Source organism: Rhizobium sp. RHZ02 (assembly GCF_014851575.1).
Lineage (GTDB): Bacteria > Pseudomonadota > Alphaproteobacteria > Rhizobiales > Rhizobiaceae > Rhizobium > Rhizobium altiplani.
Map to the genome: position 1 here is coordinate 101,110 of NZ_JACUZX010000010.1, position 16,544 is coordinate 117,653.

A 16,544-nucleotide genomic window follows, 5' to 3' on the forward strand; every position below is an offset into this window, starting at 1 on the left:
ATCTCAGTCGCCAATCGCAAGAGAGACGAAGCCGCCGGGATGGCGATGAAGCCGTCCGGCAATATCAAGCTCCAGCAGGACAAGATAAACCGAAGCCGCCGGCAAACCGGTGTGACGGATGATATCATCGATCTCGACGGGCCTCGGGCAGAGCGCATCGACGAAAAGCGAGCGATCGGATTCGTCGGGCGGAAGCATCGAACGGCCACCCTCGCGCTCCGGCTCCTCGGCGACCGGCGTTGAGTACCGTTCGATCTGCGAGAGGGGCGCCAGAGCTTCGGTGACGTCATCTGGCGTCGTGACAATCATGGCACCGTCTTTCAACAATCCATTCGTGCCATGGCAGCGCGGATCGAGCGGTGAACCCGGCACCGCAAATACCAGCCTGCCAAACTCGCCGGCCAGTCTTGCGGTGATCAGCGAGCCCGAGCGCATCGCTGCTTCGACGACAACGACCCCCAGCGAAACGCCGGCGATGAGCCGATTTCGGCGCGGAAAGTCGCGTGCCCGCGGTTCCCAGCCGAACGACATCTCACTGACGGCGAGCCCGTTGCCATTCCAGATATCGTCAAGCAGATCGGCATTCTCCGGCGGGTAGGGCTGATCCAGACCTCCGGCCATGGCGACCACCGTTCCGGTATCGAGGCTTGCACGATGCGCTGCGGTATCTATGCCGCGCGCAAGGCCGGAGACCGCGACATAGCCGGCTCGGCCGCACTGGCGCGCAATCGTGGCGGCGAACTTGGCGCCGCTGATGGAGGCATTGCGGGAGCCGACGATACCGACGCCAGGCTGCGAAGAGACGGCGAGATTGCCTTTGACGGCAAGCAGCGGCGGCGCACGTCGACTTGCTTCAACGCCTGTGTGTATTCTGGCTCGCCGATGCCAACAAAGCGGGCGCCGAAGCGGCGCGCGGCCTCCAACTCCTTATGCGCTTCGCTCTCCGTCGCTATCCGGATGGAGAGCGTGGCGCCGCCGCGCGCAGAAAGCTCGGGCAGGGCGGCCAGCGCCGTCTCGGCGGATCCGAAGTGATTGACGAGATCGCGAAAGGTCGCAGGCCCGACATTGTCCGAGCGAATGAGACGCAGCCACGCGGCGCTGAGAGCGTCCATCCTATCCCTTCGCCCCGATCTTGGTTTCCGTCCCGCTCATCAGGCGGGAGATATTGGCCTTGTGCTTCCAGTAGGAGATAATAGTCATGATGGCCATAACAGCTGCGACCTTCTCGGCGCCCAGTATCCACAATGCAACCGGAATTACAAGCATTGCAACCAGTGCTGAAAGCGATGAGTACCGGGTCGTGAAGGCGACGGCCAGCCAGACCGCGGCGAAGACGAGAACCATGATCGGCGCAATGCCGAGCAGTGTTCCGATATAGGTGGCAACACCCTTGCCACCCTTGAAGCCGATCCAGACCGGGAAGAGGTGACCGATAAAGGCAAAGAAGCCGGCGATCAGCGCCGCCTCGCTGCCCAAAAAGCCGACGATCCAGGCTGCTGCAGACGCCTTCAGAGCATCGAGAAGAAGCGTTGCGGCTGCAAGCTTCTTGTTGCCGGTTCTGAGCACATTGGTCGCGCCGATATTGCCGGATCCGATGCTGCGGACGTCACCGAGCCCGGCTGCCTTCGTCAGGATCAGGCCGAAAGGAATGGAGCCGAGCAAGTAGCCGATGGCGGCAGCCACGAGCGCGATAGGCAGCGTGATCTGCCAGGTCATAAGATCCGAGACCATGTTCCCCTCCGGTGGTCTTTTTATATGCTATGCACGCACTGTCCGGCGACATAGGTCGCTACAGCGCGTCCGCTGAAGCGCGCGTCTTCGAACGGCGTATTCTTCGAGCGGGAAAGAAGCATGTCCTTCGAAACCAGCCAAGGGTCATCGAGGTCGATCAGCGTAATATCTGCCTTCGCGCCCGGCTTCAGCGTGCCCGCCTCGAGGCCGAAGATCTGCGCCGGCCGCGTCGACATGGCATCGATGAGGCGCATCAGGCTGACCTGGCCGCTGTGATGCAGGCGGAGTGCCGCAGCAAGCATCGTTTCAAGGCCGATGGCGCCATCAGCCGCTTCGCCGAACGGTAGGCGCTTTGTGTCGACATCCTGCGGATCATGCGAGGAGACGATGATATCGATCGCGCCGCGCGCCAGCGCATCCACCATCGCGACGCGATCGTCTTCGGATCGCAGCGGCGGGTAGAGCTTGAAGAAGGTGCGGTACTCGCCGATGTCGTTCTCATTGAGGGAGAGATTGTTGATCGAGATGCCGCAGGTCACGGTCGCACCGCGGCTCCGGGCAAGCTCAATCGCCTCGACCGATTCCGGCACGGAGATCATCGCGGCGTGGTAGTTGCCGCGCGTCAGCTTGGCGATGCGCAGGTCGCGCTCGAGCGGGATCAGTTCCGCTTCCTTCGGGATGCCGCCGAGACCGAGCCAACTGGCAAACAGTCCCTCATGCATGACACCGGTGGCGCCGAGATATTTGTCGCGGGTCTCGCAGGATATCACCGCGCCGAATTCGCGCGCATAGGTCATCACCCGGCGCAGGACCTGCGTGTCGTGGACACTCGAGCGGCCGTCGGTGAACGCGACTGCGCCCGCTTCCATCAGCAGGCCGATCTCGGTCATTTCCTCGCCGGCAAGATGCTTGGTGATCGCCGCAGCCGGATAGACGTGGACCAGCGCCTTGTCCTTCGCCGTCTTCTTGACGAACTCGACCAGCGCGATGTCGTCGATGACAGGATCGGTATCCGGCATCATGATGATCGAAGTGATGCCGCCGGCTGCCGCCGCACGGCTCGCCGATGCCATTGTCTCGCGATGTTCGGCTCCGGGTTCACCGATATGGACGCGGGCATCCACCAAGCCTGGGGTGGCGACGAGACCGGTGCAATCGCGCACGTCGGCGCCAGCGGGCGCTCCTTGGTTCTGCGCATCCGCGCCGGCTGCCACGATCATGCCATCCTTGACAATGATCGTGCCGACTTCATCGAGATTGCGCGAGGGGTCGATGATACGAACGTTCTTGAGGACGATCGAGTTCTTCATGCGCCGGCTCCTTCGGTACGCGGACCCTGATTTTGCGAGACCAGCAGCGTCTCCATCACGGCCATGCGCACCGCGACCCCCATTTCCACCTGTTCTGCAATCACGCTCTGCGGTCCATCCGCAACCTCGGAGGAGATCTCGACGCCACGGTTCATCGGGCCGGGATGCATGACGAGGGCATCTTCCTTCGCCGCCTTGAGGGTCTCCGCGTCGAGCCCATAGAAGTGATAGTACTCGCGAACCGACGGCACGAAGGCCCCGGACATGCGCTCGCGTTGCAGGCGCAGCATCATCACCACATCAGCGTCCTTCAGGCCCTCCTTCATGGAATGGAAGACCTCGACGCCCATGTCGGCGATGCCAGCCGGCAGTAGCGTTGCCGGCGCGACAACTCGCACGCGTGCGCCCATGGCATTCAGCAAAAGGATGTTCGAGCGCGCCACGCGCGAATGCAGGACGTCGCCGCAGATCGCGACGATGATGCGCGACAGCTTGCCTTTGGCGCGGCGGATTGTCAGCGCGTCGAGAAGCGCCTGGGTCGGATGCTCGTGCTGGCCGTCGCCGGCGTTGACCACCGAGCAGGAAACCTTCTGCGCGAGCAAGGCGGCGGCACCAGCGCTCGAATGGCGGATGACAAGCACATCGGGCCGCATCGCGTTCAGCGTCATCGCCGTATCGATCAGCGTCTCGCCCTTCTTCACCGAAGAATTGCCGACGGACATATTCATCACGTCGGCGCCGAGGCGCTTTCCGGCGAGCTCGAAGGAAGATTGGGTGCGCGTCGAAGCTTCGAAGAACAGGTTGATCTGTGTCAGGCCTCGCAGCGTCGAGGTTTTCTTCTCTCTCTGCCGACTGATCTTGACGGCCTCGTCGGCCTTGTCGAGGAGAAAGGTGATATCCTGCTCGGTGAGCCCTTTGATACCGATGAGGTGGCGGTGGGGAAAGAAGACCATGAACCTGCCTCTTGCTGTCGTCTGCGGGGTCTATAAAGAGTGAGCCGGGCGGCGGCAAGCTTGCGCTGTGGGCAAAGGCCCGTCTCCCCCTGCAATTTTACCCGAATTCAACTATTGCAGAGGTAGGGAAATTATAACTTCCGGTTTCCCTTTGCCTGCCTCTTACACTAGAAGCGATTCATGACGCCTGCCGAAGAGAAACTTGCCGAACTCAACCAGCCGAGCCTTTGGTCCGGCATCAATGCCTACAGGTCCGATCCGCTGATCGTCGATCTGACCGGCACGTTGCCGCGTGGGATCCGCGACGACCTCGACAATATGGGGCGGTACGTGACCTCGCCGGAAGCGCAGGAGCTGGCGCGCATGGCGAATCAGGGCACGCCGCAGCTGCGCACGCACGGTCCGCGCGGCGAGCGGCTCGATGTCGTCGAATTCCACCCGGCGTGGCACGCGCTGATGCGCCGTTCGATGGCATCGGGACTCCACTCGTCGGTCTGGGATCCGCAGGCGGACACCGAGGCGAAGAACCAGGCGCACAAGGTCAGGGCAGCGCGCTTCTACCTGACCGCACAGCTGGAATCCGGTCACCTGTGCCCGCTGACGATGACGAGTGCGTCCGTCGCGGCGCTGTCGGCTTCGCCGGCCGTGCAGAAGGACTGGGCGCCGAAGATCCTGTCGCGCAAATATGATTCCACCAACAAGCCGGCCATGCAGAAGTCCGCCGTGACCATCGGCATGGGCATGACCGAGAAGCAGGGCGGCACTGACGTCCGCGCCAACACGACGACGGCGGAAAAGGTCAGCGAAGGCATTTACCGTCTGTCCGGTCACAAGTGGTTCATGTCGGCGCCGATGAGCGACGCCTTCGTGATGCTGGCGCAGACGAAGGATGGAATGGGATGCTTCCTCGTTCCACGTCTGCTGGAAGATGGCTCGGCAAACGGCCTGCACTTCCAGCGTCTGAAGGACAAGGTCGGCAACCGCTCCAATGCTTCGTCAGAAGTTGAATTCAGCGATACGTTCGGATTTCTGCTCGGTACGCCGGATGGCGGTATCCGCACTATTCTCGACATGGTGACACTGACGCGGCTCGACTGCGCGCTGGCCTCCTCGGGCATTATGCGCGCCTCGCTGGCTGAAGCCGTGCACCACACCCGTGGGCGCAGCGTCTTCGGCAAGATGCTGGTCAGCCAGCCGATCATGACGCGCGTCTTGGCCGATATGGCGCTCGATGTGGCGGCGGCGACAGCGCTGTCCTTCCGCCTTGCCGATGCGTTCGACAAGGCGCGCGGCAGCGCTGAAGAAGCAGCCTACGCGCGTGTCATGACGCCGGTTGCGAAATACTGGTGCTGCAAGATCGCGCCGCCATTGATCTACGAGGCGATGGAGTGCATCGGCGGCAGCGGCTACATTGAGGAGCGCCCGATCGCTCGTCATTATCGCGAAGCGCCGGTCAATGCGATCTGGGAGGGCTCGGGCAACGTCATGGCGCTCGACGTGCTGCGCATTCTGAACCGCGGCAAGGATCTCTTCGAGACGGTGTTTGCCGGGCTCGCGCGCGATCTCGGCCCGGCCGGGAAGAAGACGATTGATGTGCTGCGCGCCGCCATGGCGCTCTGCGAGCGGGACGAGGGCGCTGCGCGCCTCCTGGTCGAGCAGTTGGCGCTCGCCGCCGGCGCCGCCGAGCTTTATCGCCTTGGGGCGGGGCGGATCGCCGATGCCTTCATCGAGACCCGCCTCGCGGGCGGCTGGCGCTCGACCTATGGCATGCTGGATTCACGTTTCGACGCCAGCTACATCGTCGATCTTCTTTATCCGCCGGCAAGCTGATGACAGCGCTGCGTCCCATCCGCACCGATGATCTCGAGCAGATCTATCTGATATCGCTGGTGACGGGCGATGCTGGCGGCGATGCGACCAGATTGCATCGCGACGGCAAGCTGATCGGACACATCTATGCTGCGCCTTACGTCTTGCTCAGTCCGGAAACCGCTTTAGTGGCGGAAGATTCTGAGGGCGTGGCCGGGTATATCGTCGGCGTTCACGACACGCGTTCCTTCGAGGAGCGGCTGGAGCGCGAGTGGTGGCCGGCGCTTCGCAAGGTTTACGCCGACCCGCAGGGCGATTCTGCCGGCTGGGACGCGGATCAGAAGCGCATTGCCACAATCCATCACCCGGCGCATGCGCCTGCAGCGCTGGTCGAATCCTTTCCGGCCCACATCCACATGAACCTCCTGCCGCGATTACAGGGACAGGGGATGGGCACCAAGCTGCTCGATCGATGGTTTGCCGATGCGCTGGAGGCAGGCGTGGAGGGTGTCCACCTCGGAGCCAGCGCGAGCAATCATGGTGCGGTACGATTCTGGGGCTCTCGCGGTTTCGCCCGCCTCGCTCCACCGCTGGTGGAGCCTTCCGACCGGACCGTCTGGTTTGGGCAGAAACTCTAGGGGCACAGCACTTGTGTCGCTGAGCGGTGACACCTGCTCACCTGTTTGCACCCATAGAAAACTGTCCACAATCTTTGAGCGGCCTGTCCGTTGCCGGGTCCGAGCGGCGTTGCTACTCACCGCAAAGTGACAATTCGGACCGAATCCCTGATGCTCAATGATCCCATAGTGTTGGCGCCCGTAGTCGGCAGCGTCGTCGTCGAACCCGAAAAGCGTATCCGCGACCGAAGCGCGACGGAGAAAGCGATCCTCTGGGCAGCCAAGTCGCTGCTGGCGGAGGAGGGGTTCCAGAATTTCGGCATCAACGCCGTTGCCCGCCGCGCGGGGTGCGACAAGCAGCTGATCTACCGCTACTATGGCGGCCTCAACGGGCTGGTGGAGGCGATCGGCGCGGATCTTGGTACCTGGGTCAAGGATCGCATTCCCGAAGATACCGGCGGCATGTTTCTCCTGACTTACGGCGATCTGATGGAGCGGCTATCGCTGCTGTTCCTCGAGGCCTTGCGAGACGATCCGCTTGTTCGCCGCATCGTCGCCTGGGAAGTTTCCGAAAACACCGAGCAGGTGAGGCGGCTTTCGGAGGCGCGGTCGAAGGCCTTGGCAAACTGGCTCGATCGCATGCGCGGATCGCTGACGCCGCCGAAGGGTGTCGACGTCCTGGCCGTCAATGCGATTCTGATCGCAGCTATCCAGCATCTCGTGCTTTCCGCGTCCTCGAGCGATCAATGCGCGGGCCTCGCATTGAAAACGCCGAGGGATTGGGAGAAGGCGGCGACCGCCCTGAAGCGCATCGTTCGCGGAGTCTACGGCTGAGGCGAGTTCGGCCATCCACAGGCGTCCCGTTACGCGTTAACCTTAACAAATGGTTTACGTTGCGCTCTCGCGGTTAACAAGTCACGTTGCTGGGCAGTCCAAAATGTTGGGTGTCTGGGACCATGGGAACCAAAATCGCGAGAGCCACGTTTCTTGTTGCCGCGATGATGTTTTTCGCTGTGCTTGCGCTGGATATTGCCGTACCGGCGCTGGTTTTGGGTTCGATGGCGTTGTCGATATGGGCGGTGTCTTACGAGGGACTATCCATTCGAAAAGAACGAGAGACGACCGCATGAAGTGGTTCCTGATCTTCTGGGCCGGTCCCATTGTCTTCCTAGCGGGATGGTACTGGCTCTCTTACTACGACATGAATTTCGGTATCTTCATGCTCAGCAGGCAAGTCCATGACCTGACCTTCGAGATTTATGGGAAGGTGCTCGGCATTCCTCCGGAAACCATTCCGCCGCTGGTCGCCCGTGCGATCGTCGTCGACAGTCTTGTCGTTTTCGCAATTATTGGGTTCCGCCGGCGTAAGGCGATCACCGCATGGTGGCGTGCCCGTCACGCATCGAAATCGTCCCATGCCGCTCTGCCGAGCAAGGAAAGCCTGTCGAGCGCTCCTTGAAGAATGAAGCTTGCCGCCGCCGAGTCGATGCGCTCGGCACGCTGCCTGCGCGATACGTCCATTTCCAGTAGCGCGCGCTCGGCAGCGACCGTCGACAGACGCTCGTCCCAGTAGACGAAGGGCAAGGCGGTCTTCTGCTCCATGTTGCGCACGAAGGCGCGTGTTGCCTGCACGCGCGGCCCGGCCGATCCGTCCATGTTGATAGGCAGGCCGATGACGAAGGCCGCGGCCTTCTCCTTCTCGGCAAATTCCAGCAACGTTGCCGCATCGATCGTGAATTTCTCGCGCTTGATGACAGGGCGCGGCGTCGAAAAGCGCCGGCCGAGATCGGACATCGAAAGCCCGATCGTTTTCGTGCCGAGATCGAGACCCGCGATCGCCTGTCCCGGCTGCAGCGCAGTTGCCAGTTCTTCGATCGTCAGCACCGTCATCGTCGTTCCATCCCGTCAAAAGAATTTGAAGCAGTGCCGCTTTTCTTTGTAGCGGCATCGGATATGTCCATAACGAGCAAAGCAGGCTTTTGCATCGGCAATAAAGGAGAATTTCATGAAGATCACTTGGCTTGGTCACTCTGCTTTCCGCATCGAGATCGGAAGGGCAAAAATCCTGCTGGATCCGTTCCTCACGCACAATCCGTCCTTTGCGGGGCAGGCTGCAAAGGATGTTGCCCGCGGCGTCACGCATATTCTTCTGACGCACGGTCACGGCGACCATGTCGGCGACTCGGTTGCGCTTGCCAAGGAAACCGGTGCGGTCGTTCTCGCCAATGCCGATCTCGCCGCCTGGCTAGGTTCGAAGGGCCTGACGAAGATCGAAGCGGGCAACACCGGCGGCACGATCTCGTTCGACGGTTTTTCGGCGACTTTCACCAATGCGCTGCATTCGTCCGCGCAGATCACCGAGGACGGCGTCTCTCATGCGCTCGGCAATGCCAACGGCCTGATGCTGCATTTCGACGAGGAGGCTTCTATTCTTGCCATGGGCGATACCGACATCTTCTCCGACATGGCGCTGATCAACGAACTGCACCAGCCGGATATCGGATTCGTGCCGGTTGGCGACCGATTCACCATGGGCGGCGCGGTTGCCGCTCTCGCCTGCCAGCGTTACTTTAACTTCAAGACCGCCATACCCTGCCACTACGGCACGTTCCCGATCATCGACCAGACGCCCGAGAAGTTCGTCTCCGGCATGGATGGATCGAAGACGGCGGTGAAAACGCCGACGCCGGGCGAAAGCCTTTCTCTCTAGTCGAGGTCCGCTGAACCGCGTCGACTTCGGTCGCGGAATTCTACACAATCCAAAGGCCATGCCCGTTGCACGTGGCGGGCATGGCCTTTATAGCGGGTAGGAAAAATCCTATCCGGAGAATGTCATGTCCGTCGACTTTGCCACCGTTAAGCGCGTAGCGCGCCTTGCCCGTATTGCCGTTTCGGAGGAAGAGGCAAACCGCATGGTTGGCGAGTTGAATGGTATCCTCGGTTTTGTCGAGCAGCTCTCCGAAGTCGATGTCGAAGGCGTCGAGGCAATGACATCGGTCACGCCGATGAAGATGAAGAAGCGCACGGACGAAGTTACCGAAGGCAACAAGGCCGCCGACATCGTCTCGAATGCGCCCGTTACCGATCAGAATTTCTTCCTGGTACCCAAGGTCGTCGAATAAGGCTTTTCGCCGCTTTCCGAACCCGTTGCCATTCCAGATTTGAAGCGAATTACCATGAGCGAACTTACCAGCCTGACCATTGCCGAAGCCCGCACGAAGCTGCGCGCCAAGGAGATCAAAGCGACCGAACTGACCGAGGCCTACATCTCGGCGATCGAGGCCGCCAACGACAAGCTCAACGCCTACGTCAAGGTTACGCCGGAGAAGGCGCTGCAGATGGCCGAAGCCTCCGATGGGCGGCTTGCCAGCGGCAAGGGCGGTGCGCTTGAAGGCATCCCGCTCGGTATCAAGGACCTGTTCGCCACCGAAGGTATTCATACGCAGGCCTGCAGCCACATCCTCGACGGTTTCAAGCCGCATTACGAGTCGACCGTCACCCAGAACCTGTGGGACGACGGTGCCGTGATGCTCGGCAAACTCAACATGGACGAGTTCGCGATGGGCTCCTCCAACGAGACCTCCTACTACGGCGCAGTGATCAACCCCTGGCGTTCGGCCGGCTCCAACCAGCAGCTGGTGCCCGGCGGATCCTCCGGCGGCTCGGCAGCAGCCGTTGCAGCTCACCTCTGCGCCGGCGCCACGGCAACCGATACCGGCGGGTCGATCCGCCAGCCCGCAGCCTTCACCGGCACGGTCGGCATCAAGCCGACCTACGGCCGCTGCTCGCGCTGGGGCACGGTGGCCTTCGCGTCGTCGCTCGATCAGGCTGGCCCGATCGCGCGCGATGTGCGCGACGCCGCAATCCTCCTGAAGTCGATGGCCTCAGTCGATCCCAAGGATACGACCTCCGTCGATCTGCCGGTTCCGGACTATGAGGCAGCCCTCGGCCAGTCGCTGAAGGGCATGAAGATCGGCATTCCGAACGAGTACCGTGTCGATGGCATGCCGGAGGAAATCGAAACGCTCTGGCAGCAGGGAATTGCCTGGCTGAAAGACGCCGGCGCCGAGATCGTCAACATCTCGCTGCCGCACACCAAATATGCCCTGCCGGCCTACTACATCGTCGCCCCGGCCGAAGCCTCGTCGAACCTCGCCCGCTATGACGGCGTCCGCTACGGCCTGCGCGTCGATGGCAAGGACATCGTCGACATGTACGAAAAGACGCGCGCAGCGGGCTTCGGCAAGGAAGTCAAGCGTCGCATCATGATCGGTACCTACGTCCTCTCGGCCGGCTACTATGACGCCTATTACATCAAGGCCCAGAAGGTCCGCACGCTGATCAAGCGCGACTTCGAACTGGCGTTCAACGCCGGCGTCGACGCGATCCTGACGCCCGCAACCCCCTCGTCCGCCTTCGGCGTCGCCGATGAGAATCTCGCCTCCGATCCGGTCAAGATGTACCTGAACGACATCTTCACGGTGACGGTGAACATGGCCGGCCTGCCGGGTATCGCCGTTCCTGCTGGTCTGGACCATGGCGGCCTGCCGCTCGGTCTGCAGCTGATCGGCAAGCCGTTCGATGAAGAAACGCTCTTCAAGACGGCGCATGTGATCGAACAGGCCGCAGGCAAGTTCACGCCCGCCAAGTGGTGGTAACGAGTCGCATCGGTATCAGCCGCCCAAGAGGCGGCCGCTTCGTTGTCGGGTGATTGAGTCCGCTACCTCAGGGGTCGCGGATTTCGCGTTTGTCCATCGCTGGTGACACCCAGGAGGAGGCTCATGTCGGCGTCAGATATCACGCTGATGATCGAAGCATTCGACCGCCTATCGGCGGCAGGTTTCACCGTGGGTCCTGAATGGCAAGCCGTGCATGAAGTCTGCCAGGCGCATGAGGGCGAGGCACCTTTCGACTGGGGGCATGCCATTTGCCACCGCATCGAGGGCGACGACTGGAATGCCGATTATTGGTATCGCCGCGCAGGCAAACGCCGCGGAAGCGGTACGGTTGCCGAAGAATGGTCGGTGATGAAGGCGGCGCTTTCCAAACACCTTTGAAGGGAGCCGCGCGCCATGCGACGCGCGGCTTGGACAGCTATCTGTTGTCCTGTTCTGCTCTTACGAGAACCAGTCCTCGTTCGGTGATCCGGTAAGGCTTGCCGCCCGACGATTTGATGGCCCGCTTCTGCTTCAGTTTCCGAAACAGCTCGAGGCCGAAGCCGGGATAGACCCAGCCGTCGCGAGTGAAGCATTTTACGGCCTCGATTTTCCGGTTGTCGTCGCGTTCGATTTCAATGCGGCCACCTTGGGCCAATAGGTGCAGGATGCGCTGCTCCGTGCGTGAAATATCCATGGAATGTTGATCCGGTCTTGCGCCATGAAGGCGCGCAAAAACGATCTGGCGCCCGAAGAGGCGTCAGGGCTTCGCTTTTTTCGGGCCCGTGCGCGCAAGGAAAACCTGCGGGCAGGGCCTCTACCGGGTCTGAGAAGACGAATTCAACATGCGGCCTTGATACTGGCTAGGCGACATCGCGTCAAGATTTGCAACCGATAGAGGATCTTTCTGCCGCGCCTCGCGCACGAAACGCAAGGCTTGGAGAACGGGGTGATTCGGTGATTTACTTTCGTGGAAACGCGGAGGTAGTGTTGATCCATATTCGCAATGCCCGCGAAGACGAAGCGGAGCTCTTGAGCGAGATCGGAGTAAGAGCCTGGCAGAAGGCCATGGCGGCCATCGGCGAAGGAGATGCCATGGTCGATGCCGCCCGAAGTGCGTTTTTCAATTTCGTCGCAAGTAGCTGGATCACCGCCACTGTCATCGAATGGAACGGACATCCGGCAGGATGGGCAGCACGCGAGAGCCTCGACGAGAAGATTTCGGATTTCTGGATTGATCCTGCCTTTGTCGGTCATGGTCTCGGAACGGCACTCTTGCAGAATATCGAAGAAGACATCGCAGCGCAGGGGTTCGATACGGCGATGATGCAGACGCACTCAGGGAACTCCGAAGCGATCAGCTTTTTCCAGAAGCATGGATACGCAATTCATTGGCTATCAATTGCCTACAATCCCAAGCTCGATCGTGATGTGCCGTCCGTCGGCCTGTCAAAGTCATTGGAATCTGCGGACGATGGCACTTACGGGCTAGTCTAGCAACTGACCTTCCAGCGTGAAGTAGCCGAGAGCGCCCGATAGCAGAAGCGTGGCCACCACATGAAAGACGACGATCGCTCTGAGGTTCGATCGGAAGGGTTCCTTCCGGGTCTTGTGGCGCAGGAGCCGTTGCGCGCAAACAGCGCCGAGGCTGCCGCCGACGAATGCAAGCGTCAGCAAGGTCCTCTCGCTGATCCGCGTGCCATGGTGGCGAGAGGCTTGCTTGTCGAGGAAATAGATCGAGAACACGAAGGCATTCAGTGCCAGGAAAAGCGCGATGAACTTGAGGATATCGGTTGCCATCATGCGGGTCACGCTAGCGACATTGAGTTAACACGCCCAAACCGGTTGGCTCCCCGCCGCGGAATAGCCGAAAGCCTTGCACCGGCAAGCCATTTCCGTTACCTCACCAGTTGAACAGAACAGCCTGAAAAGAGCATCTCAATGACCATTGTCGACGTTCGCACGCCCGATCCGAAACGCTTCATTCCCGGCGCCACTGGCGATTGGGAAGTCATCATCGGCATGGAAGTCCATGCGCAGGTGCTGTCGAATTCGAAGCTGTTCTCGGGTGCAGCAACGGAATTCGGCAAGCCGCAGAATTCCAACGTGTCGCTCGTCGATGCGGCCATGCCCGGCATGTTGCCCGTTATCAATGAGGAATGTGTCAGGCAGGCCGTCCGGACTGGCCTGGGCCTGAAGGCGCAGATCAACAAGCGCTCGCTGTTTGATCGCAAGAACTACTTCTATCCCGACCTGCCGCAGGGCTATCAGATCTCGCAGTACAAGGATCCGATCGTCGGCGAGGGCAAGATCATCATCTCGCTCGGCCCCGATCGCCAGGGTCAGTTCGAGGATATCGAGATCGGCATCGAGCGTCTGCATCTGGAGCAGGACGCCGGCAAGTCGTTGCACGACCAGCATGCCACCATGTCCTACGTCGACTTGAACCGCTCGGGCGTCGCGCTGATGGAGATCGTCTCCAAGCCGGATATGCGCTCGTCGGATGAAGCCAAGGCTTACATGACGAAGCTGCGCTCGATCGTCCGCTATCTCGGCACCTGCGACGGTAACATGGACGAAGGCTCGATGCGCGCTGACGTCAACGTCTCCGTCCGTCGTCCGGGCGAAGGCTTCGGCACGCGTTGCGAGATCAAGAACGTCAACTCCATCCGCTTCATTGGCCAGGCAATCGAATATGAAGCCCGGCGCCAGATCGGCGTTCTTGAGGACGGGGGGCAGATCGAGCAGGAGACCCGTCTCTTCGACCCGAACAAGGGCGAGACGCGTTCGATGCGTTCCAAGGAAGATGCGCACGACTACCGCTACTTCCCGGATCCGGACCTGCTGCCGCTGGAGTTCGACGATGCCTTCGTCAAGGCGCTCGAAGCCGACCTGCCGGAATTGCCTGATGACAAGAAGGAGCGCTTCGTGCGCGAACTCGGTCTTTCGATCTACGATGCTTCCGTCCTGGTCTCGGAAAAGGCGATCGCCGACTATTTCGAAGCCGTGGCGGAAGGCCGCGACGGCAAGACGGCTGCCAACTGGGTCATCAACGATCTGCTCGGCGCCCTGAACCGCACGGGCAAGAGCATCGAGGAAACATCCGTTTCGCCGGCTCAGCTTGGTGCGATCATTGACCTCATCAAAGCGGAGACTATTTCCGGAAAGATCGCGAAGGACCTGTTCGAAATCGTGCTGAACGAGGGTGGCGATCCGGCCGAGATCGTCGAAACCAGAGGCATGAAGCAGGTGACCGATACCGGCGCGATCGAACGGGCCGTGGACGAGATCATCGCCGCCAACCCCGATCAGGTCGCAAAGGTCCAGGCCAAGCCAACGCTTGCGGGATGGTTCGTTGGTCAGGTCATAAAGGCCACCGGCGGCAAGGCCAACCCGCAGGCCGTCCAGGCTCTCGTGAAAGCGAAGCTCGGCATCGAGGAGTAAGACCGTGTATTTCGTGCGCACTGCCAGCGAGGGTGATCTCAGCAAGATGCGCACTTTGCTAGATGAGGGTTTTCGCGCAACCTACGCGGGCCTCTACGGCGAAGCAAAGGTGAATGAGATCATTGCTCACCTTTTTTCGCCAGCTGCGCTTCAGGCGCGGCTGGCGAAGAAGAATGCGGAGTTCCTCGTTGCCGACAACGGCAAGGACATCGGCGGCATCGGTTATGCCGCCATGTCCGACGAGATGACAAAAACCGTCATGCTGCACCTGCTCTATGTCCGTCCGCCGCTGCATCGCCAGGGCATCGGTCGGGAGATCTTTGCCGAGTTGGAAACCTGCTTTCCCGATGCCGAAATCATGCGCCTCGAGGTCGAGCCGCGGAACAAGGCGGCGATCGCTTTCTACCATGCTCACGGCTTCGAGGATGTCGGCCGCAATGAAAACGACGGGCCGGGCCAATCCGGCATACCGACGCTGATCCTCGAAAAATTTCTCGAACAGCGCTAGGCCGCAATACGATCATGAGCCAAACCACGATTCGCGAGGCACGCAGCTCCGACGTCGCCGCGCTGGTTGCCATCTTTGCCGCTGATGAACTCGGCGGTCACGGCGACACGACCGCGCCCGAGATATTCGGCAAGTATCTTCGGTCTTTCGAGCGGATTGCTTCATCGCCCGACCAAACGCTTTACGTCGCGGAGCGTGACGGGCAGGTCGTAGGCACATTTCAGACCATGGTCGTGACGTCGCTGATCGGTCGTGGTTCCTCGTCGATGATCATTGAGGCGGTGCAGACGCGGGGTGACATGCGTGGCCAGGGCATCGGTGCCCAGATGATTGAGTTTGCCATTGCGGAGGCAAAACGTCGCGGTTTGCGGCTCGTGCAACTGACGTCGAATGCCAGCCGCACGGATGCGCACCGCTTCTACGAAAGACTTGGTTTCAAGCAATCGCATCTCGGCTTCAAGATGGCGCTGAAATGAGCCGGTGTGGCACCGGAATCACTGGACAATGCGGATCGCTGGCGGCATAAGCGAGGGATCAAATTCTGGTCCCGCTTGCCTTCCGGCTAGCTCAAGGAAAAGACATGAAGAATCTCCTCGTGCAAATCTTCACCTGGTGGAACGGTCAGACGATCGGTACGCGTTTTGCGACCTGGCGTTTTGGCAAGCGCGTCGGTGAAGACGAATTGGGTAATGTTTATTACGAAGGCGGTATGTCATCCTACGGTCTTCCGAAGCGTTGGGTGATCTACAAGGGTTATGCCGAAGCCTCTGCAATTCCGCCGGGCTGGCATGGCTGGATGCATCATCGCACGAATGTCCCGCCGAGCCAGGAAAACTACGTTGCCAAGGAATGGCAGAAGCCGCATCGCGCAAACCCGACCGGGTCGCCGCAGGCTTATCGTCCGCCGGGCTCGCTCGTCGTTCCCGGCGAACGTCCGCGGGTTACCGGCGACTACGACGCCTGGACGCCTGGCAACTGAGCAGCTGGTCGCCGACCCTGCTTTTAGCCACAATTGACTATTACCCGCAGAATGGCCGCAGCGATTGCGGCCTTCGATTTTCAGACGCTGTGGAGACGGGCAGATATGAAGCTTATCACGCGGAACCAGCTCCTGCGTGCCGCCGGGCTTTCCCTGGTGCTTGGCTCGATCCTTCTGCCGCAGGCTGCCTCCGCTGCCCGCATTGAGAACTCGGTTGCGGTTTTCTCCGGCCTCGACAAGATCACCGGCCGTATCACCACCTTCGACGTCTATGTCAACGAGACCGTGCAGTTCGGTGCGCTGCAGGTGACGCCGAAGGCCTGCTATTCGCGCGATCAGGCGGAAGCGCAGAAGATCGATGGTTTTGTGGAAGTCGACGAGATCACGCTCGACCGTAAGATCCGCCGCATCTTCACCGGCTGGATGTTTGCCGACAGCCCCGGCCTCAATGCCGTAGAGCATCCGATCTATGACGTCTGGCTAAAGGACTGCAAGCAGAACTCGGACGTTCCCGCGCCTGACAAGGCAGCCAACTAGT

Annotated in this window: 20 protein-coding genes and 1 pseudogene; 14 read left to right on the forward strand and 7 right to left on the reverse strand. The window is 60.8% G+C overall.

Features of this window, described 5'->3' with window-relative positions; translation table 11 throughout:
• Window positions 1-3 precede the first annotated feature (3 nt).
• From dprA to IB244_RS16855, 4 genes and pseudogenes are all read right to left on the reverse strand, one after another.
• A pseudogene (gene dprA, locus IB244_RS16840) lies at window positions 4-1,112 on the reverse strand (DNA-processing protein DprA).
• Window position 1,113: 1 nt separating this feature from the next.
• Window positions 1,114-1,731: a glycerol-3-phosphate 1-O-acyltransferase PlsY gene (gene plsY / locus IB244_RS16845; protein ID WP_192304846.1), complete on the reverse strand. Its 618-nt coding sequence runs from the start codon at window positions 1,729-1,731 to the stop codon at window positions 1,114-1,116.
• Window positions 1,732-1,751: 20 nt separating this feature from the next.
• Window positions 1,752-3,041, reverse strand: coding sequence for a dihydroorotase (locus tag IB244_RS16850; RefSeq protein ID WP_018857022.1), 1,290 nt, complete (start codon window positions 3,039-3,041; stop codon window positions 1,752-1,754).
• Entirely contained in the window at window positions 3,038-3,994 is a 957-nt protein-coding gene (locus IB244_RS16855; protein ID WP_018857021.1) for an aspartate carbamoyltransferase catalytic subunit, read from the reverse strand. The genes IB244_RS16850 and IB244_RS16855 overlap by 4 nt, the downstream gene beginning before the upstream one ends.
• A gap of 180 nt (window positions 3,995-4,174) precedes the next feature.
• Here IB244_RS16855 and IB244_RS16860 point away from each other — a divergent pair, with 180 nt between their 5' ends.
• The 4 genes from IB244_RS16860 to IB244_RS16875 all read left to right on the forward strand — a co-directional run bounded on the left by IB244_RS16860 (window position 4,175) and on the right by IB244_RS16875 (window position 7,879).
• On the forward strand, window positions 4,175-5,824 hold the full coding sequence (locus IB244_RS16860) for an acyl-CoA dehydrogenase family protein (RefSeq protein WP_018857020.1): 1,650 nt from the start codon (window positions 4,175-4,177) through the stop codon (window positions 5,822-5,824).
• Window positions 5,824-6,441, forward strand: coding sequence for a GNAT family N-acetyltransferase (locus IB244_RS16865; RefSeq protein ID WP_018857019.1), 618 nt, complete (start codon window positions 5,824-5,826; stop codon window positions 6,439-6,441). Before IB244_RS16860 ends, IB244_RS16865 begins: the two co-directional genes overlap by 1 nt.
• Before the next feature lie 150 nt (window positions 6,442-6,591).
• Entirely contained in the window at window positions 6,592-7,254 is a 663-nt protein-coding gene (locus IB244_RS16870) for a TetR/AcrR family transcriptional regulator (protein ID WP_192304848.1), read from the forward strand.
• A 292-nt stretch (window positions 7,255-7,546) separates the two neighbouring features.
• Complete coding sequence (locus IB244_RS16875; RefSeq protein ID WP_018857016.1) at window positions 7,547-7,879, forward strand: DUF6105 family protein; 333 nt, start codon at window positions 7,547-7,549, stop codon at window positions 7,877-7,879.
• On the opposite strand, the gene ruvX is transcribed toward IB244_RS16875, so the two are convergent.
• Window positions 7,816-8,310, reverse strand: coding sequence for a Holliday junction resolvase RuvX (gene ruvX, locus IB244_RS16880; protein ID WP_018857015.1), 495 nt, complete (start codon window positions 8,308-8,310; stop codon window positions 7,816-7,818). The genes IB244_RS16875 and ruvX overlap by 64 nt on opposite strands.
• 115 nt (window positions 8,311-8,425) lie before the next feature.
• On the opposite strand from ruvX, the gene IB244_RS16885 reads away from it, so the two are divergent.
• The 4 genes from IB244_RS16885 to IB244_RS16900 all read left to right on the forward strand — a co-directional run bounded on the left by IB244_RS16885 (window position 8,426) and on the right by IB244_RS16900 (window position 11,477).
• Window positions 8,426-9,130, forward strand: coding sequence for a metal-dependent hydrolase (locus tag IB244_RS16885; protein WP_018857014.1), 705 nt, complete (start codon window positions 8,426-8,428; stop codon window positions 9,128-9,130).
• A gap of 124 nt (window positions 9,131-9,254) precedes the next feature.
• Window positions 9,255-9,542 (forward strand): Asp-tRNA(Asn)/Glu-tRNA(Gln) amidotransferase subunit GatC, encoded by a 288-nt coding sequence (gene gatC / locus IB244_RS16890; RefSeq protein WP_018857013.1) that lies wholly within the window; start codon window positions 9,255-9,257, stop codon window positions 9,540-9,542.
• A 54-nt stretch (window positions 9,543-9,596) separates the two neighbouring features.
• Window positions 9,597-11,078, forward strand: coding sequence for an Asp-tRNA(Asn)/Glu-tRNA(Gln) amidotransferase subunit GatA (gene gatA, locus IB244_RS16895; protein WP_018857012.1), 1,482 nt, complete (start codon window positions 9,597-9,599; stop codon window positions 11,076-11,078).
• Between the two features lie 123 nt (window positions 11,079-11,201).
• Window positions 11,202-11,477 (forward strand): hypothetical protein, encoded by a 276-nt coding sequence (locus IB244_RS16900; protein WP_018857011.1) that lies wholly within the window; start codon window positions 11,202-11,204, stop codon window positions 11,475-11,477.
• 37 nt (window positions 11,478-11,514) lie between these two features.
• Here the strand turns inward: IB244_RS16900 and IB244_RS16905 are convergent, their stop codons facing one another.
• Window positions 11,515-11,772 carry a YjhX family toxin gene (locus IB244_RS16905; protein WP_007792755.1) on the reverse strand — a complete coding sequence of 86 codons (258 nt, stop codon included), beginning with the start codon at window positions 11,770-11,772 and terminating at the stop codon, window positions 11,515-11,517.
• 293 nt (window positions 11,773-12,065) lie between these two features.
• Here IB244_RS16905 and IB244_RS16910 point away from each other — a divergent pair, with 293 nt between their 5' ends.
• Window positions 12,066-12,572, forward strand: coding sequence for a GNAT family N-acetyltransferase (locus IB244_RS16910; protein ID WP_026371764.1), 507 nt, complete (start codon window positions 12,066-12,068; stop codon window positions 12,570-12,572).
• Here the strand turns inward: IB244_RS16910 and IB244_RS16915 are convergent.
• Window positions 12,564-12,878, reverse strand: coding sequence for a DUF1294 domain-containing protein (locus IB244_RS16915; RefSeq protein ID WP_018857009.1), 315 nt, complete (start codon window positions 12,876-12,878; stop codon window positions 12,564-12,566). The genes IB244_RS16910 and IB244_RS16915 overlap by 9 nt on opposite strands.
• Window positions 12,879-13,016: 138 nt before the next feature.
• Here IB244_RS16915 and gatB point away from each other — a divergent pair, with 138 nt between their 5' ends.
• From gatB to IB244_RS16940, 5 genes are all read left to right on the forward strand, one after another.
• Window positions 13,017-14,519 carry an Asp-tRNA(Asn)/Glu-tRNA(Gln) amidotransferase subunit GatB gene (gatB, locus tag IB244_RS16920; RefSeq protein ID WP_192304850.1) on the forward strand — a complete coding sequence of 501 codons (1,503 nt, stop codon included), beginning with the start codon at window positions 13,017-13,019 and terminating at the stop codon, window positions 14,517-14,519.
• 4 nt (window positions 14,520-14,523) lie between these two features.
• Entirely contained in the window at window positions 14,524-15,027 is a 504-nt protein-coding gene (locus IB244_RS16925) for a GNAT family N-acetyltransferase (RefSeq protein WP_029792475.1), read from the forward strand.
• A gap of 14 nt (window positions 15,028-15,041) precedes the next feature.
• A complete protein-coding gene (locus IB244_RS16930; RefSeq protein WP_192304852.1) occupies window positions 15,042-15,503 on the forward strand; it encodes a GNAT family N-acetyltransferase in 462 nt (153 codons plus the stop codon).
• Window positions 15,504-15,607: 104 nt separating this feature from the next.
• Complete coding sequence (locus IB244_RS16935) at window positions 15,608-16,006, forward strand: NADH:ubiquinone oxidoreductase subunit NDUFA12 (protein WP_007792741.1); 399 nt, start codon at window positions 15,608-15,610, stop codon at window positions 16,004-16,006.
• A 105-nt stretch (window positions 16,007-16,111) separates the two neighbouring features.
• Window positions 16,112-16,543: a DUF2155 domain-containing protein gene (locus IB244_RS16940; protein WP_018857005.1), complete on the forward strand. Its 432-nt coding sequence runs from the start codon at window positions 16,112-16,114 to the stop codon at window positions 16,541-16,543.
• Window position 16,544 lies beyond the last annotated feature (1 nt).